The organism is Streptomyces sp. NPDC096310, from assembly GCF_044763125.1.
GTDB lineage: Bacteria > Actinomycetota > Actinomycetes > Streptomycetales > Streptomycetaceae > Streptomyces.
In genome coordinates, this window is the sequence record NZ_JBIWFO010000010.1 from 19,950 (window position 1) to 43,900 (window position 23,951).

Sequence of the window (23,951 nt, forward strand, 5' to 3'; positions counted from 1 at the left end):
CTCGCCGGGCCGTGTCCCGGCGGGCGGCTCGCCGGGCCGTGTCCCGGCGGGCGGTTCAGGCGCCGGTGTCGAGCCGCAGGTTCCAGCGGCCCGGCGTGCCGGTCAGGGTGACCGTGGCGAGAGGGCGTACGTCCACGTACCAGTACGTACGGGGCGGCGCCTTCAGCGCGTAGACCAGCGCCGCCCGGACGACGGCCGGTTCGGCGACCGCGACGATCGCCGCGACGTCCTCGGCCGGGCGGGTGTCCAGCCAGCCGCCTATCCGGGAGATGAAGGTGAGCAGCGGCTCGCCGCCGTGCGGGGCGCCGCGCGGGTCCGCGAGCCAGGCGTCGACACCGGCCGGTTCGCGGGCCATCACCTCGGAGAGGGTGTAGCCGCGCCAGCGCCCCATGTCGCAGTCGCGCAGGGCCGGCTGGGCGAGCGGCGCGAAACCGAGGGCGTCGCCGGTGGCGCGGCTGCGCGGGGTGGGCGAGCAGTAGCGGAGGTCGGCGGCGGCGAGCGGGATGAGGGTGTGGGCGACGCGCTGCATCTCGTGCCGGCCGGTCCGGTCGAGGGGGCGGTCGTCCTCGAAGCGCTCGTCGTACAGGTCCGTGCTGCGCGCGGCGGCGACCAAGGTGACCCGAACACTCATGGCCGTGATCGTGGAGCGGAAAGCGGTACCGGTCAAGGGGTCTCCGCCCCGGAAAGCGCGCGGGCGCTCCCCCGTTCCCGCCCGGTCACACGCCGGTCACGCGCCGGTCGTCCACGGGCTCGCGCGCCCCCGGTGGGGTCAGCCGCGGCCGAGCGTTTCGTCGCAGGCCGTACGGAGCCGGCGTACCCCCTCGGTGATCTCGGCGGCGCCGGCCGGCGCCGCGAAGCTCAGCCGCAGGTGCGGGGCGGGCGGTTCGGCGCCGAAGTACGGGCGGCCGGGCGCGACCGCGACACCGGCGCGCAGGGCCGCGGCGGCGACGGCGGCCTCGTCGGTACCGTCCGGCAGGCGGAGCCAGAGGTGGTAGCCGCCCGCCGGGATGTGCGTCAGGACCGGTCCGGGCAGGCCGGTGCGGAGCGCGGCGGTCAGGGTGTCCCTGCGGGTCTTCAGCTCGGTGGCCACAGTGCGGAGCAGACGGGGCCAGGCGGCGGAGCCCACCAGTTCCAGGGTGGCTTCCTGGAGCGGACGCGGTACGAAGAAGGTGTCCACGACATGGATGGCGCGCAGCCGTTCCAGGACGGGCCCCCGGGCGGCGAGGGCGCCGACGCGCAGGCTCGGGGAGGTCACCTTGGTGAGCGAGCAGACATGGACGACGACGCCGTCGGGGTCGTCGGCGGCGAGCGGCGGGGGCAGCGGGCCCGCGTCCGCGTGTGCCATACGGCGCGCGAAGTCGTCCTCGATCACGAAGGCCCCGGCCTCCCGGGCGATCCGCAGCACCTCGACTCTGCGCTCCGGCGCGAGCACGGCGCCGGTCGGGTTCTGGAAGAGCGGCTGGCAGACGAAGACCTTGGCGCCGCTGGCCCGGAACGCGGCGGCGAGCAGTTCGGGCCGTACCCCGTCCGGATCGACGGGTACGGGGACGGGGCGCAGCCCGGCGGCGCGCGCGATCGCCAGCATTCCGGGGTAGGTGGGCGACTCCACGAGGACCGGGGCGCCGGGCGGGGCGAGCGCGCGCAGCGCGGTGGTGAGCGCGCTCTGGCCGCCCGCCGTGACCAGGATCTCCGCGGCGCCGCTGGTCGGGGCGATGGCCCGGGCGAACCATTCGCGCAGCTCGGGCAGTCCGTCGACGGGCGGCCGGCCCCAGACGCCGGGGCGGCGGCCGGCGCGGGCGAGTGCGGCGGCGAGCGCGGCCTCGGGCTGGAGCGTGGGATGCAGATAGCCGCCGGTCAGCTCGATGACACCGGGCGGCGGTGCGGCGAGGGTGACGAGGACGCCCGAGGCGTCGACGGCGCGCGGCACGCCGTCGGCCGCGGTGTCCGCGCTGAGGGTGACCTCCTGCCAGGAGGTGTCGCCGGTCCTGGGCGGGGCGGGGCATGCGGCGGCGCGGAAGGCTCCGGCGCCGGGGCGGGTGACGACCAGGCCCTCGGCGGTGAGCCGGGCGAGTGCGCGGGAGACGGTCACGGGCGAGACCCGGTAACGCTCGATCAGCTCTCTGCTCGATGGCAGCTTTCCACCGGGAGAGTAGTGCTTCAGCTCTCGCCGCAGAGAATGTGCCAGTTCGCTCGCACTGTTACGCTCTTGCATGAGAGCACAGAATAGCGCTACCGGCGAGACCGCGATAGCGGTCACCAACGGCTCCGTGCCGCGTCCCGGCCCGCGCACCGAGCGGGGCACCCTGCTCGCCGCGCTGGGCGTCGTGGCCTTCTCCCTCACCTTCCCGTCCACCGTGTGGGGCCTGGAGAGCTTCGGCCCCTGGTCTTTGGTCGCCGTCCGCAGCGTGCTCGCCGCGCTTCTCGCGGGCGGCTGTCTGCTGGCGCTGCGTGTCCCGCTCCCCGAGCGCAGGCACCGGGGCGGGCTCGTGGTGGTCGCGCTCGGGGTCGTGGCGGGGTTCCCGCTGCTCACGACGCTCGCGCTGGAGACCTCCACCACCTCGCACGCGGCCGTGGTGGTCGGGCTGCTGCCACTCACCACGGCCGCCTTCTCGGTGGTCCGCAGCGGCAGCCGGCCCTCCCGTACGTTCTGGGCGGCGGCGGTCGCCGGGGCGGCCGTGGTGATCGCCTTCACCGTCCAGCAGAGCGGTGGCGCGCTCTCCACGGGCGATCTGTATCTCTTCGGCGCACTGCTGGTGTGCGCGGCGGGCTACACGGAGGGCGGCAGGCTGGCCCGGGAGATGCCGGGCTGGCAGGTGATCGGCTGGGCGCTGATGGGCGCGCTGCCGCTCGCGCTGGCGGGCGGCGCGGTGGCGCTCTCCTTCGAGCCGGTGCGGCTGACGGCGCACGGGGTGACCGGCGTGGTCTGGGTGGCGCTGGTCTCCACCTTCCTCGGAATGTACGTCTGGTACCGGGGCATGGCGGCGATCGGGATCGCGCGGGCCAGTCAGCTCCAGCTCGCGCAGCCGGTGCTGACCCTGGTCTGGTCGGTGCTGCTGCTTGGTGAACACCTCACCCCGGCGGCGCCGGTGGCTGCCGTGGCGGTGCTGGTCTGCATCGCGGTGACGCAGCGCTCCGCCCGGCCGCCGGTGGACCGCGTCACGGCCTCACTTCCCGAGCGCTGACCGCTTGCCGTAGTGGTCCGTCACCACCCGGGTCATCGCCCCGATGGGGTCGGCGCCGACCTCCTTGGCGGAGAAGTAGCAGTGGCCCCGTACCCCCGCGAAGTCCTTCGCCAGGGTGAGATGGCGGGACAGCTCCGCGGGGTCCTGCCAGGCGGCGGGCTGGGCCGGGTCGCCCGCCTTGTACAGGGCCTCCCCGATGCAGAGGTCGACGCGTGTGCCCCGGACGGTCGCGTCCCACCAGCGCACCAGCTTCGCGTAGCCGGCGGCGGCGTAGCCGATGTTCCAGTAGAGCTGCGGGCAGGAGCATCTGCATCCAACGCAGAACTGCACATTCCGTATCCACAACGACAGGGTTTTCACGAGGCCTGCCCCTCCGCGGCTCACCGCGAACCCTCGTAGTGGTCCCTGACGAGCTTGCTCACCGCGCCCAGCGGGTCTTGGCCAACTTCTTTCGCAGAGAAGAAGATGTTCCCCCGAACCTCCTGATGTCCGGCGCACAGATCCAGATGGCGGGACAGCTCGGCGGGGTCGAACCACTGCTCCGGCTGCCCCGCCGCACCAACCTTGTAGAGCGCTTCACCGATGTACAGATCAACCCCTGTGCCCCGCACGACATCCGCCCACCAGGGCACCAGGACGGCATAGTTCGCAGGAACCTGCTGGTCAAGGGGTTGCGCCAACCAATACACCTGCGGGACGATGTAGTCGATCCAGCCCTTGCGGACCCAGCCGCGGGTGTCGGCGTGCAGATCGTCGTACGTCTGCACGCCCGCCCGGGAGTCGGAGCCGAGGGGGTCGGTGGCGGCGTTGCGCCAGACCCCGAAGGGGCTGATCCCGAAGCGGACGTTCTTCTTGGTCTTCCTGATCCGCTCGGCCGTCTCGCGCACCAGCCGGTCGGTGTTGTCCCGGCGCCAGGCCGCCTTGTCCGGGAAGTCCGCCCCGTACCGCCGGTACGCCGCGTCGTCCTCGAAGACCTGTCCGGCGACCGGGTACGGGTAGAAGTAGTCGTCCCAGTGGACGGCGTCGATGTCGTACCGCTCGACGGCGTCCAGCATGGCGTCCTGGACGAACTTCCGTACCTCGGGCAGGCCCGGGTTGTAGTACAGCTTCCCGCCGTACGGCAGGACCCAGCCGGGATGGACCCGGGCCGGGTGGTCCGCGCTCAGCCGGGTGGGGTCGGTGTGGTTGGCGACGCGGTACGGGTTGAACCAGGCGTGCAGTTCGAGGCCGCGCGCGTGGGCCTCCCGTACCGCCGTGCCCAGCGGGTCCCAGCCGGGGTCCTTGCCCTGTGTGCCGGTCAGATACTGCGACCAGGGCTCGTACGGCGAGGGCCACAGCGCGTCGGCCGTGGGCCGGACCTGGAGGACGACGGCGTTGAGCTTGCGGGCCACCGCCGTGTCGAGGTGCTGGATCAGTTCGGCGCGCTGGCGGTCGGCGGAGAGGCCGGGCTTCGAGGGCCAGTCACGGTTGGCGACGGTCGCGAGCCACATGCCGCGCAGCGCCGGGCCCGTGGCGCGATACCCGGCGGCTCCCTGTCCCGGTACGGTCCCGGTGGCGAGGGCGGTGTCCCCCGCGGTCAGCAGAGTGGCCGCCAGCCCGGCCGCGGCAGCCACGAATCCGCGCCGCCCGAGGGGCGCCCCGTCGTCTCCCGCCGCGCCGCCGTGCGTCGCGCCGTGCCCTGTCCCACCGTGCCCTGTCGCGCCGTCCCGTGCTGCCGTGCCGTGTCCCAGCTCGTCGTACCCCATGCGCCGTCCCTCGCCCTGTCGTCCGTCGTCCCGGCCGTGGACCGCACCACCGCGGAGCGGAGCGGTCCGGTCACCCGTCCGAGCATGCCCGCCCCGGGCCGTCCGGCGCATCCGCCGTCGGAGTAACGTCCTGTCCCTGGGGCAGGCGCCGGAATCATACGGGGGACCTGCACTGACACGGACCGGAGAAAGGCACGATGTGACCGACACCCTGACCGATATCGCCCGCGTCGGAGTGGTGGGCTGCGGCCAGATGGGCGCAGGCATCGCCGAGGTCGCCGCACGCAGCGGCCTGGAGGTCACCGTCGCCGAGACCACCGGCGAGGCGCTGGAGATCGGCCGGACCCGGCTGCAGAACTCGCTGGCGAAAGCCGCCGAGCGCGGCAAGATCACCGAGGCGGAGCGCGACGCGGCGCTCGGCAGGCTGAGTTTCACCACGGATCTCGGGGAGTTCGCCGACCGCGATCTCGTCATCGAGGCCGTCGTGGAGAACGAGCAGGTCAAGACGGAGATCTTCCAGGTACTCGACCAGGTGGTGACGCGTCCCGACGCGATCCTGGCCTCCAACACCTCCTCCATCCCGCTGGTCAAGCTGGCCGTCGCGACCTCGCGCCCTGATCAGGTGATCGGAATCCACTTCTTCAATCCGGCCCCCGTGCAGCAGCTCGTCGAGCTGATCCCCGCGCTGACCACCTCCGAGGAGACGATCCGGCGCGCCGAGACCGTCGTCCGGGGCGTCCTCGGCAAGCACGCGATCCGCGCGCAGGACCGCTCGGGCTTCGTTGTGAACGCGCTGCTCATCCCGTATCTGCTCGCCGCGATCCGGATGTTCGAGTCGGGCATCGCGAGCCGCGAGGACATCGACAACGGGATGGAGATGGGGTGTGCCCATCCGATGGGCCCGCTCAAGCTCACCGACCTGATCGGACTGGACACCGTCGCCTCGGTCGCGGACTCGATGTACGCCGAGTACAAGGAGCCGCTGTACGCGGCGTCCCCGCTGCTCCAGCGGATGGTGGACGCGGGGCGTCTGGGCCGCAAGACGGGTGCGGGCTTCTACTCGTACACCTGATTCACACGGAGTGTGCGAAGGGTGCGCGCATATGACTCCCGTACACCCTGATGCCCACCGCCCAGGGGGAGTTGACTCGATTCCGCTTAGCCGGAACCGCCGTGGCTGGGCAACCGGACCGTGGACCCACTCTCCCCGAACAGGAGCGGAAATCGTGACCACCGAATCTGACCATTCCGTGGTCGGCCAGGAGCGCGCGGAGTTACGTCGCAGCCTCGACGTCGGCCTTGCCAGGACCGAGGGCAGGATGGCGCTACTGGCCCACCGCAACGACCAGACCGACAAGGATGTGGCCGATCTGGCCGCGCGTGTGGCCGCACTGGAACACTCCAGGTGGCCGCTGCCCGCCGTGGCGGCGCTCTGCTCACTCGGAGCGCTCGCGGTGGCGGTCTGGCAGACCCTGGGCCGTTAGCCCCGGGCCCTGACCGGACCGGGCGTGGCCGGACCGGGCGTGACCGGACCGGGCCTCACTGGCCCAGCCTCAAGTGGTGGAGCATCAGCAGCCCGGCCGTCATGTTGGCGGCCGGGATCTCGCCCCGGGCGATCATGTCCGGCACCAGCTTGAGCGGCACCCACTCCCGGCGCGAGGACTCGAAGTCGTCCTCCGGATGACCGATGTACGTCGCGTCCTCCGCCCAGTACATGTGGTGCCGCGCGTCGCTGAGCCCGTTGGACGGCTCGACGGTGAGGAGATGCCTGAGGGGTCCCGGTCGCCAGCCGGTCTCCTCCTCCATCTCCCGCGCCGCGGCGGTCTCGATGTCCTCGCCGTCCTCGACGACCCCGGCCGCCAGCTCCCAGCCCCAGCTGTCGGTGATGAAGCGGTGCCGCCAGAGCATCAGCACCTCGTTGGCGGAGTTGACCACGGTCGCCACGGCGACCGGGCGGAGCCGGATGAGGAAGTGGTCCAGATGCCGGCCGTCGGGGAGTTTGACGTCGGCGAGATTGACGCTGAACCAGCGATTCTCGTACACGGTCTGCTCATTTAGCTTCGTCCACTGCACGTTTCTGCCACCTTCCGACAAGTTGATGGCAATATCGCAGCAGCGACGCCCGGCCCGAGGAAAGCACGGGGGGCTCACACGGGGGCTCACAGAGGAACGCGCAGCGCCCCGGCGATCAGTTCCGCGGTGTCCTCGGCCTCGGAAGAGCCGCTGGCCACGAGCTGTTCCCGCACCTGGCGCAGACGGTCGCGCAGCCGCTGGGATTCCATCCCCCTGGCCCGCTCCGCCATCTCCGCCGCTGTTCTGGCGGCCCGGTCGGCCTCGCCCTGCCGCAGTTCGATATGGCTGAGCATCGCGAGCCGGTGGACCCGGCCGCGGTCGTGCGCCGGGGTGTCCACGGCCGCCGTCGCGTGCACCCGCGCGGCGGCCAGCTCCCCGAGGCTGAGGAGTGCCTCCGCCACCTGTACGTTGACCAGGCCCGGCTGGACGTAGCCCGTCTCGTCCGGTTCATGCCCCGGACGGATACGCTCCGCCTCGGACTCGGCCCGCCGGATACAGCCGAGCGCCGCACCCGCGTCGCCGAGATGCGCGTACGACTTGGCCTGCATCGCGTAGAGATCGGCGGCGAGCGCGGGGGTGATCTGGCGCCCCGCGGTCCGCAGCGCCGCCTCCGCGAAGGCCACGGCCTGGCGGTGCTCGCCCATGAACAGCGACTGGTTGACGAGAAGCGCGATCACGTACGCGCCGAGCCCCCGGTCGCCGCTGGCCTTGGCCAGCCGCAGCGCCTGGTGGAAGTAGCGCTGCGCCAGACCGTGGGCGTCCGAGTCGTACGCGCAGATGCCCGCCACGGCGACCAGGCCGCCGGTGGCGCGGTGGAGCTGGCGCCCCAGCGCGTCGCTGTACCCGCCGCGCAGCAGCGGCGCGGTCTCGGCGTTGAGGAAGCGGACGATCCTGGCCCGGGTGGCTACGCCGCCCGCCCGGCGGTACATCAACTCGTAGTGCGCACGGGCCGATCTCAGCAGCTTGATGTCGGTGGGGCCGACCTTCGTACGGCCGGCACGCGAGACGTCGGAGTCCTCCGGCGGGTTCTCCCACTCCCAGACGGGCATCACGGCGGGCGTACCGGTGACGGCGGGGGCGCCCACTATGTGCGGCCGCTGCTGCTCGTCGCTGCGCCACAGGGCCGCGGCGCGCTCCACGAAGCCGGAGAGCGGGGTCGTGTGCGGTACGGGCGACTCCCCCGCCACCCCGAACCCGATGTCGTCCAGGGTGAGCGATCTGCGCAGCCGGTCGCTGAGCACCGCGCAGATCAGGTCGGGCACCTGGCCACGGGGACGCTGGCCCTTCAGCCAGCGGGACACCGCGGTGTGTTCGTACCGCAGCGCGAGGCCCCTGGTACGGCCCGCCTGGTTGACGCGGGCGGCGAGGCCGGCATGGGAGATGCCCGCCTCGTCGAGCAGGGAATCGAGCAGAGTGTTGGGCTGCATGTGCCCCTCCGGAGACTCGGCCGTTCCAGCGTAGACGAATAAATCCGAACTCCCGCCTGCGGAAGGCCCCGAGAGGCCGGCGGTGACACTGCTTCGGGTGTGCTCGTCGGGGCCGGAACGGGAAACGCACGGGGTGTGAACGGAGTGCCCGGATCGGCGCCGTGTGCGCTCTGCCGCCGGGCGGGCGGGGCCGGTTGACTGGGTGTCCTCATCAAGGAGGCGGCCGGGTCGCCGGCTCCCCCTCGTCAAGTGCGGCGGCCCGCAACCGTGTCGTCCGTCCCGCCGACCTGCCCGACACTCCACGGCGGGACGGACGGCACGGCCACCGCGCGGACGGTCCCGCTGGGACCGCGGGCGTGGTGATCCTGGGTGGGAGACGAGTCCGGTCACGGACGACAGCGACGTCTAGGGACGGGAAGGAGCCGGACGGGTACGGCGCAGGGCCGGGTCACCGGGCTGCGTCGGCACCCGTGTGCGCTCCTCCAGTACGGCACGAAAGCCCGGCGGCGCCTGGCCGTTGACCGGTGGCGGCTCCTGCGGCGGCGAGACGTCCGGCCCGGGGAGGCGGTCCGGGGTGGTGGCGGCGAGGGGGTCGTCCGGCGCGCGCGGCCCGTCGGCGACGCTTCCGCCCTGACCGGCCCGGTCGGCGCCGGGCGGGTCCGTGCCGGGCGGGTCCGTGCCGGGCCGGTCGGTACCGGACCGTTCGATGCCGGGCGGGTCGGCGCCGGATGGGCCGGTGCCGGGCGGGTCCGTGCCGGGCGGGTCCCCGCCGGGCCGGTCGGCGTCGGTTCTGGCCGCGCCGGAGCGGCCCGCCGGCCCCGACCGCCGTCCGGCCGCCGCGCACGGGGCGCCGTCCACCCGGTCGTTGCGCAGCACCAGCAGCGCCATGTCGTCGGTGATCCGCCCGCCGGTGTGCCGCAGCAGCGCCGTGTGCACCTGCCGTACCACCGCCGCGGGCGACAGCGCGATGACCGAAGCCGCCTCCACCAACGCCTCCTTGAGGCCGAAGAAGCGTCCCTGCGCGTCCCGCGCGTCCTCCGCGCCGTCGGTGTGCAGGAAGAGCGCCTCGCCCGGCAGCAGCCGTCCGCACCGGTACGGGGTGAGTTCCGCCGGCAGTGGTACGGCGCCCAGCGGCGGTAGCGGCTCCCCGCAGGCGAGCGGTTCCGCCCCGGTCCCGAGCCGGTAGGGCCAGGGATGACCGCAGTTGAGGGCGCGGATCTCCGCGTCCGGGCCGATCTCCAGCAGCAGGACGGTGACGAACTCCTCCGCGGCGTCGGCCGCGTCCGCCTCCGCCATCCGCTGGGCGGCCCGGCATGCCTCGGCGACCTCGGCCGCGCTCGCGCTCGCGTCCTTCGTGGAGGCGGCCGCTTCGGCGAGCAGCGCCACCCGGAGCGCCGCCTCGCAGTCCGGCTCCCGCCGCGCCAGTTCCCTCAGATGTCGCTGGTGTGCCCGGTCGAGTCTGCGCAGGACCCCGTCGAGCCCGTGCTCGTCGTGGGCGGCCTCGCGGAAGCTGCCGAGGACGGCGGCCACCGCCCCGATGGCGGGCAGCCCGTGGCCGCGTACGTCACCGATGACCACGCGCACCCCGTGGGTGGTCGCCATCACCTCGTACAGATCGCCTCCCACGTCGGCGCCGCGCGAGGCGGAGAGCTGGCGGGCGTGGAGCGCCAGTCCGTCGAGCCGGGACGGCAGCGGGCGCAGCAGCACCTCCTGCGCGGCGCGCGCCACCGCGCGTACCTGGAGCAGTTCGCGCGCCATACGGCGCCGTACCCGCATGACGAGATAGGCCATCACCAGGACGAAGGCCACACACGTCACGATGCGCGGCAGGAGCGTGTCGCGCTCCGAGGGCGGGCGTGTCAGCTCCCAGGTGATCACCAGCGCGAGCAGACCGCCGGGGATCGCGCACTCCACGAAACCCCAGGAGGCTGTCTCCTCCTCGGTTGCCTGCTCTTCTGCACTGGTCCGATTCATACGTCGGCCCCCCTCGGCCGTCCGGCCACTCAGCCGTTGGGCGTACGTCGACCGTCGCGGCCGGATCGATTCTGTCGATCACTGGCCGCCGATGGCGCGACCCGCCGAGGGTTCTCACTCGAATGAGTGAGGGGCGCGTCCGGAGCCCCGGACACGCCCCTCAGGGCTCCACCTGTCTGTCGAACGAAAAGCCGGAAGACCCCTCGCGACAGGGAGTTACTACGCTCCCCGCAGCACCGCCCCGGTCCGCTCCGCGGCGAGCGCGACGGCCGCGTCACGGGCCGCCGTGGCCTCCTCGACCGTCAGCGTGCGGTCGGTGGCGCGGAAGCGCAGGGCGTACGCGAGGGACTTGTTCCCCGCGCCGACCTGCTCGCCGGAGAACACGTCGAACAGGCGCAGCGACTCCAGGAGTTCGCCCGCGCCCTCGTGCAGGGCGCGCTCCACGTCACCGGCCGGCACATCGGCCGCGACGACCAGCGCCACGTCCTGGGTCGCCACCGGGTAGGTGGAGATGCGCGGCGCCTGGAGCGCGCCGGTGCCGGCGCGCTCCAGCAGGTCCAGCTCGATCTCCATGGCGCTGGTGCGCTCGGGCAGTCCGAGCGCCTTGACGACGCGCGGGTGCAGCTCCCCCGCGTGCCCGACGACCGTCTGGGCGCCGTCCACGGTCGCCAGGAGCGCGGCGCAGCGGCCGGGGTGCCACGGCTCGTGGCGGTCGGCCCGTACGGACAGCTCGACGCCGGCCTCCCGGGCGACGGTACGGGCCGCCTCGACGGCGTCCGCCCAGCTCGCCGGGGTGCCCTTGCCCCACCAGCCGGCCTGCTCGCGCGCGCCGGACAGGACGACGGCGGCGCGGCGCGGCTGGCGCGGCAGCGCGGCGTCGAGGGAGGCGATCTCCTCGTCGGTGGGCCGCCGGTCGACGGGCAGCCGGACCGGTACGGTCTCCTCGCCGGTCGGCAGGAAGACCAGCCCGGTCTCGAAGAGCGCGAGGTCGTGCGAGCCCCGGCCGTCGTTGCGGCGCAGCGCGGTGAGGAGTCCGGGCAGCAGCGTGGTGCGCAGCGCGGGTTCCTCGTCGGAGAGCGGGTTGACGAGGGCGACCGTACGGCGCCGGTCGTCGTCGGCCGGGAGGCCGAACGCGTCGAGGACCGCCGTGCCGGTGAACGGGTAGTTCAGCGCCTCGACGTAGCCGGCACCCGCCAGGGCGCGGCCGACGCGGCGGTGCAGCCGCTGTCGTTCGGTGAGCCCGCGGCCGGACGGCGGGGTCGGCAGCGTGGAGGGCAGGTTCTCGTACCCCTCCAGGCGGATGACCTCCTCGGCGAGGTCGTTGGGCTCGCCGAGGTCGGGGCGCCAGGACGGCACGGTGACGATGAGCTCGTCCTGCCCGTACACGTCGCAGCCGACCTGCTGGAGACGTCGTACGACGGTCTCCCGGCCGTAGCCGACGCCCGCGACGCGGTCGGGGTGGTCGGCGGGCATGGTGATGGTGTGCGGCGCGGAGGGTGCGACGACCTCGGTGACCCCGGCCTCGGCGGAGCCGCCCGCGAGAAGCACCAGCAGGTCGACGGTGCGCTGCGCCGCGGCGGCGGTGGCCCCCGGGTCGACGCCGCGCTCGAAACGCTTGGACGCCTCGGAGGGCAGCTTGTGGCGGCGCGCGGTACGGGCGATGGTGATCGCGTCGAAGTGCGCGGCCTCGATGACGACCTCGGTGGTGCCGTGCACGGCGCCGGTCTCGGCGTCGGTGACGACATCGGCGATCTCGGTGTGGGCGCCGCCCATGACACCCGCGAGGCCGATCGGTCCGCGGTCGTCCGTGATGACCAGGTCCTGGGCGTCCAGGACGCGCTGGACGCCGTCGAGCGTGGTGATCTTCTCGCCGGCCTCGGCGCGGCGGACGCCGATCGGCCCTTCGAGCCGGGTCCTGTCGTACGCGTGCAGCGGCTGGCCCAGCTCCAGCATCACGTAGTTGGTGATGTCGACCGCGAGCGAGATCGGCCGCATCCCGGCCTTCTGGAGGCGGCGGGTCAGCCAGATCGGCGACCGGGCCTCGGGGTCGAGGCCGGTGACGGTGCGCGCGGTGAAGCGGTCGCAGCCCATCGGGTCGGCGATCTTCACGGGGTGGCCGTAGGCGTTCGGCGCGGGGACGTCGAGCAGCGCCGGGTCGCGCAGCGGCAGGCCGTACGCGATGGCGGTCTCGCGGGCGACGCCGCGCAGCGAGAGGCAGTAGCCGCGGTCGGGGGTGACCGCGATGTCCAGGACCTCGTCCACCAGCTCCAGGAGCGCGATGGCGTCGGTGCCCGGCTCGTACTCGGGCGGCAGCACGATGATGCCGCCGGAGCCGTCATCGCCCATGCCCAGCTCGTCGCCGGAGCAGATCATGCCGTGCGAGGTCCTGCCGTACGTCTTGCGCGCGGCGATCGCGAAGTCGCCCGGGAGGACGGCGCCGGGCAGGACCACGACGACCTTGTCGCCGACGGCGAAGTTACGGGCGCCGCAGACGATCTCCTGCGGTTCGCCGGTGCCGTTGGCGGTGCCGACGTCGACGGTGCAGAAACGGATGGGCTTCTTGAAGCCCTCCAGCTCCTCGATGGTGAGGACCTTGCCGACGACGAGGGGGCCCTTGAGGCCGGCGCCGAGCTGCTCGACGGTCTCGACCTCAAGTCCGGCGGAGACAAGCTCGGCCTGGACGTCACGGCCGGTCTCCGTCGCCGGCAGGTCGACGTACTCCCGCAGCCAGGAAAGCGGGACGCGCATCAGATCTCCATCCCGAACGGCCGGGTGAACCGGACGTCACCCTCGACCATGTCTCGCATGTCTTCGACGTTGTGGCGGAACATCAGCATCCGTTCGATGCCGAACCCGAAGGCGAATCCGCTGTACTTCTTGGGGTCGACGCCGCAGGCGGTGAGCACCTTGGGGTTGACCATGCCGCAGCCGCCCAGCTCGATCCAGCCCTCGCTGCCGCAGGTGCGGCAGGGGCGGTCGGGGTTGCCGACGGAGGCGCCGCGGCAGACGTAGCAGACCATGTCCATCTCGGCGGACGGCTCGGTGAACGGGAAGAAGTTCGGGCGGAGCCGGGTCTTCATGTCCGGGCCGAAGAGCGCCCGCACCATGTGGTCCAGGGTGCCCTTGAGGTCGGCCATGGTCAGGCCCTCGTCGACGGCGAGCAGCTCGATCTGGTGGAAGACCGGGGTGTGTGTGGCGTCCAGCTCGTCGGTGCGGTAGACCCGCCCGGGGCAGACGATGTACACGGGCGGCTCGCGGTCGATCAGGGCGCGGGCCTGGACCGGCGAGGTGTGCGTACGGAGCACCACACCGGACTCGTCGCCCGTGGTGCCTTCGGGCCCCCGCACGAAGAAGGTGTCCTGCATCTGGCGCGCCGGGTGGTCCGGCACGAAGTTGAGGGCGTCGAAGTTGAACCACTCGGCCTCGGCCTCGGGGCCCTCGGCGACCTCGTACCCCATGGCCACGAAGACGTCGGCGACCCGCTCCATGAAGGTGGTGAGCGGGTGGCGGGCGCCGGCCGGGGTGCGGTCGTACGGCAGTGTGACGTCCACCGCCTCCTCGACCAGCACCCGGGCGTCGCGCTCGGCCTCCAGCTCGGTCTGCCGGGCGGCGAGGGCCCGGCCGACGGCGGCGCGGGCCTGGCCCACGCGCTTGCCCGCCTCGGCCTTGGCCTGCGGGGGCAGCGCGCCGATCTCCCGGTTGGCGAGGGAGAGCGGCGAGGTGGACCCGGTGTGCGCGGTCTTCGCGTGGGCGAGCGCGTCGAGGTCACCGGCGGCGGCGAAGGCGGCGAGCGCCTCGTCCCGGATCCGCTCGATCTGCTCCGGTTTCAGTGCCTCGACCTCGACCGGGTCGTACGACTTGTTGGGTGCGGACATCTCTTCCCGTACTTCCGATTGGCTTGGCGAAACGACCCTGCTCGTCGCTGAGGGCGTGAAGGTGCCAAAAGCCGAGTCTAAAGGGTCGTACGAAGGTGGATTGGCCCGCGGGCGGCCCGGCCGGGGTCCCTGGTGCGGTCGGGAGACCGTCAGGAGAGGTAGGCCGGAGCGCCGACGGGCAGGATAAATCGGAACTGCGCGCCGCCGCCGGGGCCGCGGCCGACGGTGATCGTGCCGCCGTGCGCCTCGACGATGCCCTTGACGATGTAGAGGCCCAGCCCCGTTCCGCCGCGTTTGCTGCCCCGCCAGAAGCGGGTGAAGACGCGCTGCATCGACTCCTCGGGGATGCCGGGTCCTTCGTCGCACACGGTGACGGCCGTTCCCTTCTCGCTCTCCGCCGCGTGTTCGATCCGCGCGGGCGCCACCTCGATGGTGACGGTTCCCTCTCCGTGGCGCACCGCGTTTTCCAGCAGGTTGCCGAGTACCTGGTCGATCTTGTCGGGATCCGCCCACAGATCGGGCAGCGGCTGCTCTATCCGTACGAGAAAGCGGTCTGGCGACTGTCCGGAGGCGGTGTGCGACTGTACGTGCCGGCCGACGGCCGCGCCGATGTCGACGGGCTGGCGCCGCACCTCCAGGCGGCCCGAGTCGATCCGGGAGATGTCGAGCAGTTCGGCGATCAGCCGGGTGACCCGGTTCGCGTCGGCGTCGACGGTCTCCAGCATCAGCCGTTTCTGGTCGTCGGTGAACCGCTCCCACTTGGCGAGCAGGGTGGCCGTGAACCCCTTGACGGAGGTCAGCGGCGAGCGCAGCTCGTGGGCGACGGTGGCGATCAGCTCGGCATGGCTCAGCTCGGTACGGCGCCGGGCCTCCGTGCCCCGGACGCAGATCACCAGCTTGCGGACGGGTCCGGTGGGGTACGCGCGGACGTAGCGGGCGGAGACCAGGACCTCCCGGCCGCCGGGCAGCAGCAGGTTGCGCTCCGGCTGCCCCGTCCGGGTGGCGAGACCGCCGTACGGGTCGGTCAGCGCCCACCAGCGGCGGCCCTTGAGGTCCTCCAGCGGCAGCGCCCGGTCGACGGGGCGGCCGAGGGCGGCGGAGCGGTCGACGGCGGTGATCCGCGCGGCGGCGGCGTTGAAGCAGACGACGCGGCCGGTCTCGTCGGCGACGATCAGCCCGTCGGGGAGGTCGTCGGGGTCCAGCCCCGCTCCGGCCGGGACATCGGCGCGGGTCCCGCCCGGCCCGCTGCCGGCGCGGGCCTCCCCGGGCTCGCTGTCGGCGCGGCTCCCGCCCGGATCCTCAGGGCCTGTCGTGGGCACGCCGCCCGGCTCCCCGGCAGCGGCGTCGAACGCGGCCGGTAAGGCTCCCTGGACCCCTGCGGGTCGGCTCGCCCCGACGGTCATCCCCGCACCCCACCTCTTCCGGGTAGCTCAGAGGGTCCCCGAGCACGCAACACTACTAGCTGACCGTGACCGGGCGGACCCCCTCAGCGCATACCGCGGACGCGCTGGGCACGCGCTGAGGCATAGAGACATACGGCAGCGGCGGTCGCCAGGTTCAAGCTCTCGGCCTTTCCATGGATCGGCACCCGCACCACGGCGTCCGCGAGCGCCCGGGTCCCGGCCGGCAGGCCCCACGCCTCGTTGCCGAAGACCCAGGCGGTGGGCCCGGCCATGGTGCCCGCGTCCAGCTCGTCGTCGAGGTCGTCCTCGCCCGCGCCGTCGGCGGCCAGGATGCGCACCCCGGCGCCCTGGAGGCCGTGTACCGCCCGCTCCACGGGAACGCCGACGGCGACCGGCAGATGGAAGAGCGAGCCGGCCGACGCGCGGACGGACTTGGGGTTGTAGAGGTCGACGGAGGCGTCGGTGAGGACGACGGCGTCGGCCCCCGCTGCGTCGGCGCAGCGCAGCACCGTACCGGCGTTGCCGGGGTCCCGGACATGGGCGAGGACGGCGACGAGCCGGGGGCCCGCCGCGAGGATGTCCTCGAACGGTGTGTCCAGGAAGCGGCAGACGCCCACCAGCCCCTGCGGGGTCACGGTCTGGGAGACCTCGGCGAGGACGGTGTCGGGGGCGAAGTGCACGCGGGCGCCGGTGGCGCGGGCCTCGTCCACGATGTCGGCGTACCGCTCGGCGGCCTCGGCGGTGGTGAACAGTTCGACCAGCGTGGGCTCCCCGCCGGCCCCGCGGTGGGCCACCGCCTCGCGCACGGCCTGCGGCCCCTCGGCGATGAACCGGCGCTCCTTGCCCCGGAAGGCGCGCTTGGCGAGCCTGCGCGCGGCCGTGACACGGGGGGAACGCGGGGAGATCAGCTCGGGGGTGCCCATGGGCGGCGGCTCGCTTCTCGTCTGGCGGGTACGGCGTCTGCGGGTTCAGCGTCTGGCGGGTACGGGCGGGTCCCGTCCGACGGCCGGCGGTCCGGCGCGGGAAGGGCCCGGGAACGCGCGGGACCCGCAGGCGGTGTGCCTGCGGGTCCGGCGGGAAGAGCACGGGCTCGGTGGAAGCCCGTCGGCTTCTTAGGCCGCGGCCTTCGGGGCGTTGACGTCGCTGGGGAGCGCCTTCTGGGCGACCTCGACGAGCGCGGCGAACGCGTTGGCGTCGTTGACGGCCAGCTCGGCGAGGATCTTGCGGTCCACCTCGACGTTGGCGGCCTTCAGACCCTGGATGAAGCGGTTGTAGGTGATGCCGTTGGCTCGGGCAGCGGCGTTGATCCGCTGGATCCAGAGCTGACGGAAGTCGCCCTTGCGCTTCTTGCGGTCGTTGTAGTTGTAGACGAGGGAGTGGGTGACCTGCTCCTTCGCCTTCCGGTACAGGCGCGAACGCTGGCCGCGGTAACCGCTGGCCGCTTCGAGGATTGCCCGGCGCTTCTTGTGGGCGTTGACTGCCCGCTTGACGCGTGCCACGTGTTGACTCCTTGTAGCGGGGCCGTGGTTGGACTCACACGGCCCGAGAACGAATGGGTCCCGGTCCTGTTGCCGCGCCCCCGGTCACCGGGGGCGCCGGCATCACTTGCCGAGAAGCTTCTTGATCTTCTTGGCGTCGCCCGGGGCCATCTCGGCGTTGCCGGTCAGCCGACGCGTCAGCCGTGACGACTTGTGCTCAAGCAGGTGGCGCTTGCCGGCCCGCTCGCGCAGCACCTTGCCGGAGCCGGTGATCTTGAAGCGCTTGCTGGCACCGCTGTGCGACTTGTTCTTCGGCATGACGCCGTTCTCTCCTCGTCAGTGGCGCTCCCAGCCGGTCCGGTTTCTCGACCGGCGCGCGGGAGCGTCAGATCTCTGGTGTGTGGTTCCGAGCGGAGCCGGGGGCCGCCTGGGTGGCGCCCCCACGGATCACACGTCGGAAGATGCCTCGACGGGGGTCTCGGCCGGAGCCTCGACGTTCTCGCCGGCCGACTCCTCGGGCGTGTGGCCCTGGCGCTCCGCCTTGCGGGCCGCCTGCGCCTCACGGGCCTCGGCCATGGCCTCGGTCTTCTTCTTGTGCGGACCAAGAACCATGATCATGTTCCGGCCGTCCTGCTTCGGGTTCGACTCGATGAAGCCGAGCTCCTCGACGTCGGACGCCAGGCGCTGGAGCAGTCGGAAGCCCAGTTCCGGGCGGGACTGCTCACGACCACGGAACATGATCGTGATCTTGACCTTGTCACCCTGCTTGAGGAACCGGACGACGTGACCCTTCTTGGTGTCATAGTCGTGCGGGTCGATCTTCGGCCGGAGCTTCATCTCCTTGATGACCGTGTGCGCCTGGTTCTTGCGCGCCTCACGGGCCTTCATGGCCGACTCGTACTTGAACTTCCCGTAGTCCATGAGCTTGCACACGGGCGGACGGGCGTTCGCCGCGACCTCGACCAGGTCCAGGTCGTACTCCTGTGCGAGCTCCAGGGCCTTGGCGAGCGGGACAATGCCCACCTGCTCGCCGCTGGGACCGACAAGTCGCACTTCGGGAACGCGAATCCGGTCGTTGATGCGGGGCTCGGCGCTGATGGATCCTCCTCGGTAGCACCACACGACTGTCTGGCAGACAGCCGCGTAACGTCTGTTGTTTCAGACCAACCGCGGCGGCACAGCAAAAATGCCCCGGACGGCACACAGGCAGGAGCTCCTCGAATACCGGAGCACCGCCGCGTACGTACCACGGGGCGCATCGGGCGGTTCCATCGTCCGTACGGAACGATGGGCACCACCTGACCGGTGACCCGCCGCCCCCGAGGGGCAGCCAGGTGGGAGATCGGAGCCTCCACTTGTGGGCCGGTCACACACGTGTCCGGCCGGTCGTTACACAAGGTTAGCATCAAGCCCGCACGGACGCTAACCATGTGTCTCCCCCGCTCCTGCATACGGCGCAGCCCCGACGGGGGCCTATCGTGTGGGACATGAGCGACGCGACCTCCCCCCAGTCCACCCCGGCGGCCCCGGAATCACCCGGCTACGACGCCATGGCCCGCGACATCGCGGAAGTCCCCGCCGTCGAGGTGATCGTCACGGTCGCGGTGAACCTGATGAGCGCGGCGGCCGTGAAGCTCGGTCTGACCGAGGAGGGCGACGCGCACAAGGACCTGGACGAGGCCCGCAAGCTGGTCCACGCGCTGGCCGGACTGATGGACGCGAGCACGACGGAGATCAGCTCGTTCCACGCGGCGCCGCTGCGCGACGGCCTGAAGTCGCTCCAACTCGCCTTCCGCGAGGCGTCGGTCGTACCGGACGAGCCGGGCCAGGGCCCGGGCGAGAAGTACACGGGCCCGGTCTACGGCTGACCACCTCCAGGCCGACCGCCTCTAGGCGCGTACGTACAGGGGCTCGCCCGGTGGGGTGGCCTCGGCCGGCAGCACCGCCAGGTCGAGTCCGCGCACCAGGCGGGCCCTCAGTACGTCGTCGTCCGCGAGGGCCCGCGCGACCCTGCGGGCCGCCTCGGCGGGGGGTACGGCCGGGTCCAGCAGGAGGGCGAGCGTGCCGTCCGCGCTGCCGGGGCCGAGATAGGCCCGCACCACCGCCGGCTCCGCGGCCACGGCGGCCCGTACCGCCGCGGTCACGGCGGGGTCGTCGAGCGGACCGGTCCCCGTCCGGCCCTCGGCGAGGGCCAGCAGGGCGGGCCCGGTGATCTCGTACGGGACGGGGCCCGCGAGATCGAGCACGACCGTGTCGGCCCGCTCGTGCGCGGCGGCCTGGAGCGCCTGGTGCAGCGGTACGGCGACGGGCCTGGCCCCGGGGTCCCAGCGCGCCAGCGCCTCGACGGAGGTGAAGGCGGGCAGGGCACGCCGGTCACCGGCCTGGAGGGTCGGCACGGCCATGTCGCTGGTCTTCTCGCGGCGCAGCCCGACCGTCCGCCGCCCACCACCACCGGTGTCCGACGCCGCACGGTCCCCCTCGCCGACCTCCTCGGCCTCGCCCAGGACGGCCACCACGGGCACCAGCAGCCGCGAGGTCCGCAGCGCCGCCAGCACGGGGCCGTGGGCCGCGCGGTCCTCGGCCCAGGCGGCGAGGGCCGCCGTCAGCGCGGGATCGGCGGTGCCGTCGTCGTCGGAGAAACCGGGGTCCGGGATGTTCTTGAGCGCCACGGGACGAGCCTAGGGCCTGTGCGTGGGCTTAGGGTCCTCGGGTGGATCTTTCGGTCGCGGTGTACGACAGGGCGGGCGGGCACAAGGCCGAATACGGCGCGGACCGGACGTATGTGACCGCGAGCGTGGTGAAGGTCGCGGTGCTGGCCGCACTGTTGCTGCGGGCGCGCGACGTCGGCCGGTGGCTGGAGCCGGGTGAGGAACGCCTCGCGGAGGCCATGATCCGACGGAGCGACAACGAGGCGGCGACGGCGCTGCGGGCGGCGGCCGGGGGCGTGCCGGGGCTGGACGCGGCGCATGCGCGGCTCGGTCTGACCCGGACGGTGGCGGCCCGGGCGTGGGGGCTGACGCGGACCACCGCGGGCGACCAGCTCACCCTGCTGAAGGCGGTCTTCGACGCGGACGCCCGGCCGGACGCGCCGCTGGACGTACGGTCGCGCCGCTATCTGGCGGGACTGATGGGACGGGTGGTGCCCGGACAGGACTGGGGCGTGTCGGCGTCGCGCGGCACCGGCGCCGGCACCGGAGTCCCGGTGGATACGGCTGACCGGGACGGTTCTGGCCGCTGTGGTGACGGCGTCGCTCTGAAGAACGGTTGGCTGCCCAGAACGGAGAGCGGCCTGTGGGTCGTCCACTCCGTCGGGCGGGTGGACGACTGCCTGGTGGTGGTCCTGTCCGACGGCCATGCCTCGAAGGAGGAGGGCATCGCCCGGGTCGAGGAGGCCGCCGTCGGCGCGGTGCGCCGGATCGCGGGGCTCCGGCACGGCTGATACGGGGTCCGGTCCTCGCGGCGGCGGGGCCGGGCTCCGCGCGGGTCTCAGCGCCAGCGTCCGATGCCGAGGCGCCGGCCCGAGCCCCGCCAGAGCAGCACGGCGCCCGCCAGCAGTACGGCGCCGGTGGCACCGGCGGCCGGGGCCAGCCAGACGGCCGGGTCCGCGTTCTCGCGGACGACGTCGGGGCCGTCGCCGAAGTAGTGCTTGCCGAACCCCGCGGACTGGCTCTGGAGATCCGTACGGGCCAGCTTCCCGCCCGCCTCGATCGCGGCGGCCGGGTCGATGAAGCCGTACCCCCGGGCGTCGTCGCGCCCGTTCTCCGGGGCGTCGCGCGCGGTGTCGGCGACCAGTTTCTTGATCTGGGCCGGGGTGAGGTCGGGGTAGGCGGAGCGGATGAGGGCGACGGCGCCGGAGACGAACGCGGCGGCGGCGCTGGTGCCCCAGCCCTCGTAGTAGCGCCGGTCGGGGTCGGCGATGACGACATCGACGCCGGGGGCGCTGACGGTGGCGTACCAGCGCCGGGTGGAGAAGGCCGCGTGCGTGCCGTACTCGTCCACGGCGGCCACGGCGATCACCCCGGGGTAGGCGGCGGGGTACGAGATGTGGTCGCCCTTCTCGCCGCCGTTGCCCGCCGACGCGACGACGACCGCGCCCCGGGACAGGGCGTACTGGACGGCCGCGTCCTCGGCCGGTTCGGGGTGGGCGGACTCGCTGTCGTCGCCGAGGGAGAGGTTGATGACGTCGGCGCCCTGGTCGGCGGCCCAGCGGATGCCCTCGGCGAGGGCGCCGCCCTTGGAGGCGCGTGCCTTCGCGCGGGCCGGGTCGCTGCCTTCGAGGATGACCCGGACGGGCAGGATCTTCGACTCGGGCGCGATGCCGAGCACGCCGTCCGTGCGGCCGGTGCCGTGGCCGTGTCCCGCGATGATGCCGGCCATGGCCGTGCCGTGCCGGGCCCAGGAGCGGTCGCCGCTGCGCGCGCCGAAGCCGATCAGGTCCTTGCCGGGCAGCACCTGCCCGGCAAGGTCCGGGTGTGTGTCGTCCACGCCGGTGTCCAGCACCGCGACGGTGACGCCGGTGCCCTGCGAGTGGCGCCACGCCTGTTCGGTGTGCATCGCGTCGAGCGCCCACTGCTGGGCCCGGATCGCGTCGGCGTGCGCCGGGGTCGCGGGGAACAGCAGGACGGACGCGGCGGTGAGGACGGCGGCGATCCGGTGGTGGCGGCCCCGCCTCGTCGCTGCGGTCTTCGGCGTCATGGGTTGCGGGTCCTCCGCGTTCTCGTGGGCACCGGCGGTCCGCATCCCCTGGGGGTCAACGGGGGGCCGCCGTGCCGGCGCTGACTGCCTTGCGCAGCCCGCTTTCTATACGGTCCGCGACGCCTTTCGCCTCATGTCCGAGACCGGCCTGTGCGGCGGGGGTGGTGGCGCCGCCGGCCACGGCGTGGTCGGCGGGCTGGGGGGAGGCGACCGGGCGGCCGTCGGCGAAGCCGGAGACGGCGTACACGACGACGGGCACCTCGGTGAGGACGTTCACGGTCCAGCTCGCGCGCTGCGCGTCGCCGAACGTCGCGGCGACGGTGCCCTCGACGGGGAACGTACGGGGCATCAGGTCGGTGCGTTCGGTGAGGTCGTCCACCCGGAAGCGGGTGCGCAGGGCGGCCATCGCGGTCGCGTCGCCCTGGGTGAAGACCAGCCCGACGGTGGTGACGCTGCTGGAGGTCGCGTCGGCGTACGTGGCGCGTACGACCCGGGAGCAGCCCAGGGGGCGCACCACCCGTTCCAGCAGGGGGTCGAGCGCGGCGGCGCAGTTGCTGTCGGGCGCGACGCCGATCCGGGTCCAGCGCCGGTCGGAGCCGCCGGGTCCGGCGCCGTCGCCCTTGAGGGTGCGGGGGAAGAGCGTGTCCACGGGGGTGCTGTGCCAGAGGCCGCGTGCGACGGTGAAGTCGTCCCGGGCGGCCGGTTCGGCGGCCGAGTCCCCGGTCAGCCAGCTCCCGGTGACGGCGCCGCCGATGAGGCCGACCCCGAGGACCACACAGGCCACGGCGGCGGCCGCCCTGGCCGGGCGCCGTACGGGCACGGGGCGCAGCCGCGCGGTGCTCTCCGAGGGCGTCCGGGCGGGTCCCGCGTCCCACGGGAACGCGGTCGGCGTGGCCGGGGCGGAGGGCATCGCCGGGGGGCGCGCGGGCAGCGGCGGTACGGAGGGGGGCGCGGCCGGGACGGGGGGCGCGGAGCGGGGCGGCGCGTAGGAGGCGCGCGAGCCGGCGATGAGGAACGGGGTGGGGAACGGGCTGTTCGAGGCAGCGGGGCGCGGGAGGCCGGCCGGCGGGACCGGGGTGGTCCTGGGCGGGGTGGTCCGGGGCGGGGTGCCGCTCGCCGTCGGGTCGTTGGTGGTGGGCGGGGGCGTGGTGGGAGGCGCCGGGAAGGGCGTCGCGGTGACGGGCGGCACGGAGGGCGGCGGGGGTGCCTGCACCGGCGCTGCGGGACGCGGTGCCGCGGCCGACGGGGGCCCGGCGGGGACGTCCGGCACGGAGCGCGGCACGGTTACGGGGGCGGGCGCGGCGGGACGCGCTGCGGCGGGGACGTCCGGCGCGGGGCGCGGCGCTGCGGGACGCGGTGCGGCGGCCGGGGCGCTCCCGTCCTGGCGGGGCACAGCGGGCCCGGGGCTCGCCACTGTGGCCGGGGAGCTCTCGTCCGTACGGGGCCGGTCGCCCGTACCCGCGTCCGGCCCCGTACCCGCGTCCGGCCCCGTACCCGTACCCCTGCCCGGGTCCGCGTCGGCGTCCGTGCGCGCGGCCGGGGCGGCGGGCTCGGCCACCGGGTCCGGCGCGGGTTTCGGGGCGGGGGCCGGTGCCGCGGCCGGAGGGAGCGGCTGAGCGGGTGCCGAGGGCTCGGGACGGGGCCGGGGCGGGGCGGTGGCGGAGCCTCGGTCGCGGCTGAAGTACCCGCCGCCCGACGGCCGGGGGCCGTACGGCACGAGCCCGCCGCCTGCGGTGAACCGTACGTCGCCGTACGGCAGGACCGGGGACGGTGCGCCGGTAGGTACCCCACCCGTGGCGGGAGCCTGGGCGGGCGACTGAGCGGCGGCGCCCTCCCCGGACGGCCGCGGTGCGGCCTCCGGGGCGTCCTGGCCCTGGCCGGCCGACTGGGCGGGTACGCGCGGGGGCGCCGTGGGGCGGGGAGGGATGGGAGCCCGTGGTGCCTCCGTGCTCATCCGACCCCCTGTGAAACCATGCGGACCTGACCCGCCCCACACCGCTACCGGCCGTACGGCGCAGGCCCGTTCGACGCGGTGTGTGCGTCACTCTACGGGCTGGAGAGCACCCCGCGGGAACGTCCGGGAAGCCCCGGGGTGATCT

General features: G+C 73.5%; 20 protein-coding genes and 2 pseudogenes. 5 read left to right on the forward strand and 17 right to left on the reverse strand.

Annotated features, from left to right (window positions below; genetic code table 11):
- Window positions 1-55: 55 nt before the first annotated feature.
- Together ACIQ7D_RS20160 and ACIQ7D_RS20165 are read right to left on the reverse strand one after the other, a co-directional pair.
- Window positions 56-631: a histidine phosphatase family protein gene (locus ACIQ7D_RS20160; RefSeq protein WP_403939351.1), complete on the reverse strand. Its 576-nt coding sequence runs from the start codon at window positions 629-631 to the stop codon at window positions 56-58.
- A 138-nt stretch (window positions 632-769) separates the two neighbouring features.
- Entirely contained in the window at window positions 770-2,212 is a 1,443-nt protein-coding gene (locus tag ACIQ7D_RS20165) for a PLP-dependent aminotransferase family protein (RefSeq protein ID WP_403939353.1), read from the reverse strand.
- Between ACIQ7D_RS20165 and ACIQ7D_RS20170 the strand changes: the two genes are divergently transcribed.
- Window positions 2,211-3,182 (forward strand): DMT family transporter, encoded by a 972-nt coding sequence (locus ACIQ7D_RS20170; RefSeq protein ID WP_403939355.1) that lies wholly within the window; start codon window positions 2,211-2,213, stop codon window positions 3,180-3,182. The two genes, ACIQ7D_RS20165 and ACIQ7D_RS20170, sit on opposite strands and share 2 nt — an antisense overlap.
- On the opposite strand, the pseudogene ACIQ7D_RS20175 reads toward ACIQ7D_RS20170, so the two are convergent.
- Window positions 3,165-3,479 (reverse strand): annotated as a pseudogene (locus tag ACIQ7D_RS20175) (hypothetical protein); the annotation flags it as partial. The gene ACIQ7D_RS20170 and the pseudogene ACIQ7D_RS20175 sit on opposite strands and share 18 nt — an antisense overlap.
- Window positions 3,480-3,562: 83 nt before the next feature.
- Window positions 3,563-4,672 carry a glycoside hydrolase family 10 protein gene (locus ACIQ7D_RS20180; RefSeq protein ID WP_403939683.1) on the reverse strand — a complete coding sequence of 370 codons (1,110 nt, stop codon included), beginning with the start codon at window positions 4,670-4,672 and terminating at the stop codon, window positions 3,563-3,565.
- A gap of 466 nt (window positions 4,673-5,138) precedes the next feature.
- Between ACIQ7D_RS20180 and ACIQ7D_RS20185 the strand changes: the two genes are divergently transcribed.
- Both ACIQ7D_RS20185 and ACIQ7D_RS20190 read left to right on the forward strand, forming a co-directional pair.
- Window positions 5,139-5,999, forward strand: coding sequence for a 3-hydroxybutyryl-CoA dehydrogenase (locus ACIQ7D_RS20185; RefSeq protein WP_403939685.1), 861 nt, complete (start codon window positions 5,139-5,141; stop codon window positions 5,997-5,999).
- Window positions 6,000-6,153: 154 nt separating this feature from the next.
- Window positions 6,154-6,411 (forward strand): hypothetical protein, encoded by a 258-nt coding sequence (locus ACIQ7D_RS20190; RefSeq protein WP_329824435.1) that lies wholly within the window; start codon window positions 6,154-6,156, stop codon window positions 6,409-6,411.
- A 55-nt stretch (window positions 6,412-6,466) separates the two neighbouring features.
- On the opposite strand, the gene ACIQ7D_RS20195 is transcribed toward ACIQ7D_RS20190, so the two are convergent.
- The 10 genes and pseudogenes from ACIQ7D_RS20195 to infC form a co-directional block, all read right to left on the reverse strand.
- The gene (locus ACIQ7D_RS20195; protein ID WP_384990766.1) at window positions 6,467-7,000 is read right to left on the reverse strand and encodes an NUDIX hydrolase; all 534 of its coding nucleotides are present in this window, start codon (window positions 6,998-7,000) and stop codon (window positions 6,467-6,469) included.
- Window positions 7,001-7,086: 86 nt separating this feature from the next.
- A complete protein-coding gene (locus ACIQ7D_RS20200; protein WP_403939357.1) occupies window positions 7,087-8,427 on the reverse strand; it encodes a transcriptional regulator in 1,341 nt (446 codons plus the stop codon).
- Between the two features lie 861 nt (window positions 8,428-9,288).
- Window positions 9,289-10,218, reverse strand: a pseudogene (locus ACIQ7D_RS20205) (PP2C family protein-serine/threonine phosphatase); the annotation flags it as partial.
- A gap of 402 nt (window positions 10,219-10,620) precedes the next feature.
- Window positions 10,621-13,149, reverse strand: coding sequence for a phenylalanine--tRNA ligase subunit beta (gene pheT / locus ACIQ7D_RS20210; protein ID WP_403939359.1), 2,529 nt, complete (start codon window positions 13,147-13,149; stop codon window positions 10,621-10,623).
- Entirely contained in the window at window positions 13,149-14,276 is a 1,128-nt protein-coding gene (gene pheS / locus ACIQ7D_RS20215; RefSeq protein WP_403939361.1) for a phenylalanine--tRNA ligase subunit alpha, read from the reverse strand. The genes pheT and pheS overlap by 1 nt, the downstream gene beginning before the upstream one ends.
- Window positions 14,277-14,425: 149 nt before the next feature.
- Entirely contained in the window at window positions 14,426-15,679 is a 1,254-nt protein-coding gene (locus ACIQ7D_RS20220; protein WP_403939363.1) for an ATP-binding protein, read from the reverse strand.
- A gap of 83 nt (window positions 15,680-15,762) precedes the next feature.
- Entirely contained in the window at window positions 15,763-16,602 is an 840-nt protein-coding gene (locus ACIQ7D_RS20225; RefSeq protein ID WP_403939365.1) for a TrmH family RNA methyltransferase, read from the reverse strand.
- A 189-nt stretch (window positions 16,603-16,791) separates the two neighbouring features.
- Complete coding sequence (gene rplT / locus ACIQ7D_RS20230; protein ID WP_114626556.1) at window positions 16,792-17,178, reverse strand: 50S ribosomal protein L20; 387 nt, start codon at window positions 17,176-17,178, stop codon at window positions 16,792-16,794.
- A gap of 102 nt (window positions 17,179-17,280) precedes the next feature.
- Entirely contained in the window at window positions 17,281-17,475 is a 195-nt protein-coding gene (gene rpmI / locus ACIQ7D_RS20235) for a 50S ribosomal protein L35 (protein WP_003947156.1), read from the reverse strand.
- A 129-nt stretch (window positions 17,476-17,604) separates the two neighbouring features.
- The gene (gene infC / locus ACIQ7D_RS20240) at window positions 17,605-18,279 is read right to left on the reverse strand and encodes a translation initiation factor IF-3 (protein WP_403939367.1); all 675 of its coding nucleotides are present in this window, start codon (window positions 18,277-18,279) and stop codon (window positions 17,605-17,607) included.
- Between the two features lie 365 nt (window positions 18,280-18,644).
- On the opposite strand from infC, the gene ACIQ7D_RS20245 reads away from it, so the two are divergent.
- Window positions 18,645-19,025, forward strand: a complete 381-nt coding sequence (locus tag ACIQ7D_RS20245) for a DUF1844 domain-containing protein (RefSeq protein WP_403939369.1) — start codon at window positions 18,645-18,647, stop codon at window positions 19,023-19,025.
- A 21-nt stretch (window positions 19,026-19,046) separates the two neighbouring features.
- On the opposite strand, the gene ACIQ7D_RS20250 is transcribed toward ACIQ7D_RS20245, so the two are convergent.
- Complete coding sequence (locus ACIQ7D_RS20250) at window positions 19,047-19,826, reverse strand: SseB family protein (RefSeq protein WP_403939371.1); 780 nt, start codon at window positions 19,824-19,826, stop codon at window positions 19,047-19,049.
- 41 nt (window positions 19,827-19,867) lie between these two features.
- On the opposite strand from ACIQ7D_RS20250, the gene ACIQ7D_RS20255 reads away from it, so the two are divergent.
- Window positions 19,868-20,596: a serine hydrolase gene (locus tag ACIQ7D_RS20255; protein ID WP_403939372.1), complete on the forward strand. Its 729-nt coding sequence runs from the start codon at window positions 19,868-19,870 to the stop codon at window positions 20,594-20,596.
- A gap of 47 nt (window positions 20,597-20,643) precedes the next feature.
- Here ACIQ7D_RS20255 and mycP read toward each other — a convergent pair whose 3' ends face one another.
- Together mycP and ACIQ7D_RS20265 are read right to left on the reverse strand one after the other, a co-directional pair.
- A complete protein-coding gene (gene mycP, locus ACIQ7D_RS20260; protein ID WP_403939374.1) occupies window positions 20,644-21,852 on the reverse strand; it encodes a type VII secretion-associated serine protease mycosin in 1,209 nt (402 codons plus the stop codon).
- Window positions 21,853-21,907: 55 nt separating this feature from the next.
- Window positions 21,908-23,806 carry a hypothetical protein gene (locus ACIQ7D_RS20265; RefSeq protein WP_403939376.1) on the reverse strand — a complete coding sequence of 633 codons (1,899 nt, stop codon included), beginning with the start codon at window positions 23,804-23,806 and terminating at the stop codon, window positions 21,908-21,910.
- Window positions 23,807-23,951 lie beyond the last annotated feature (145 nt).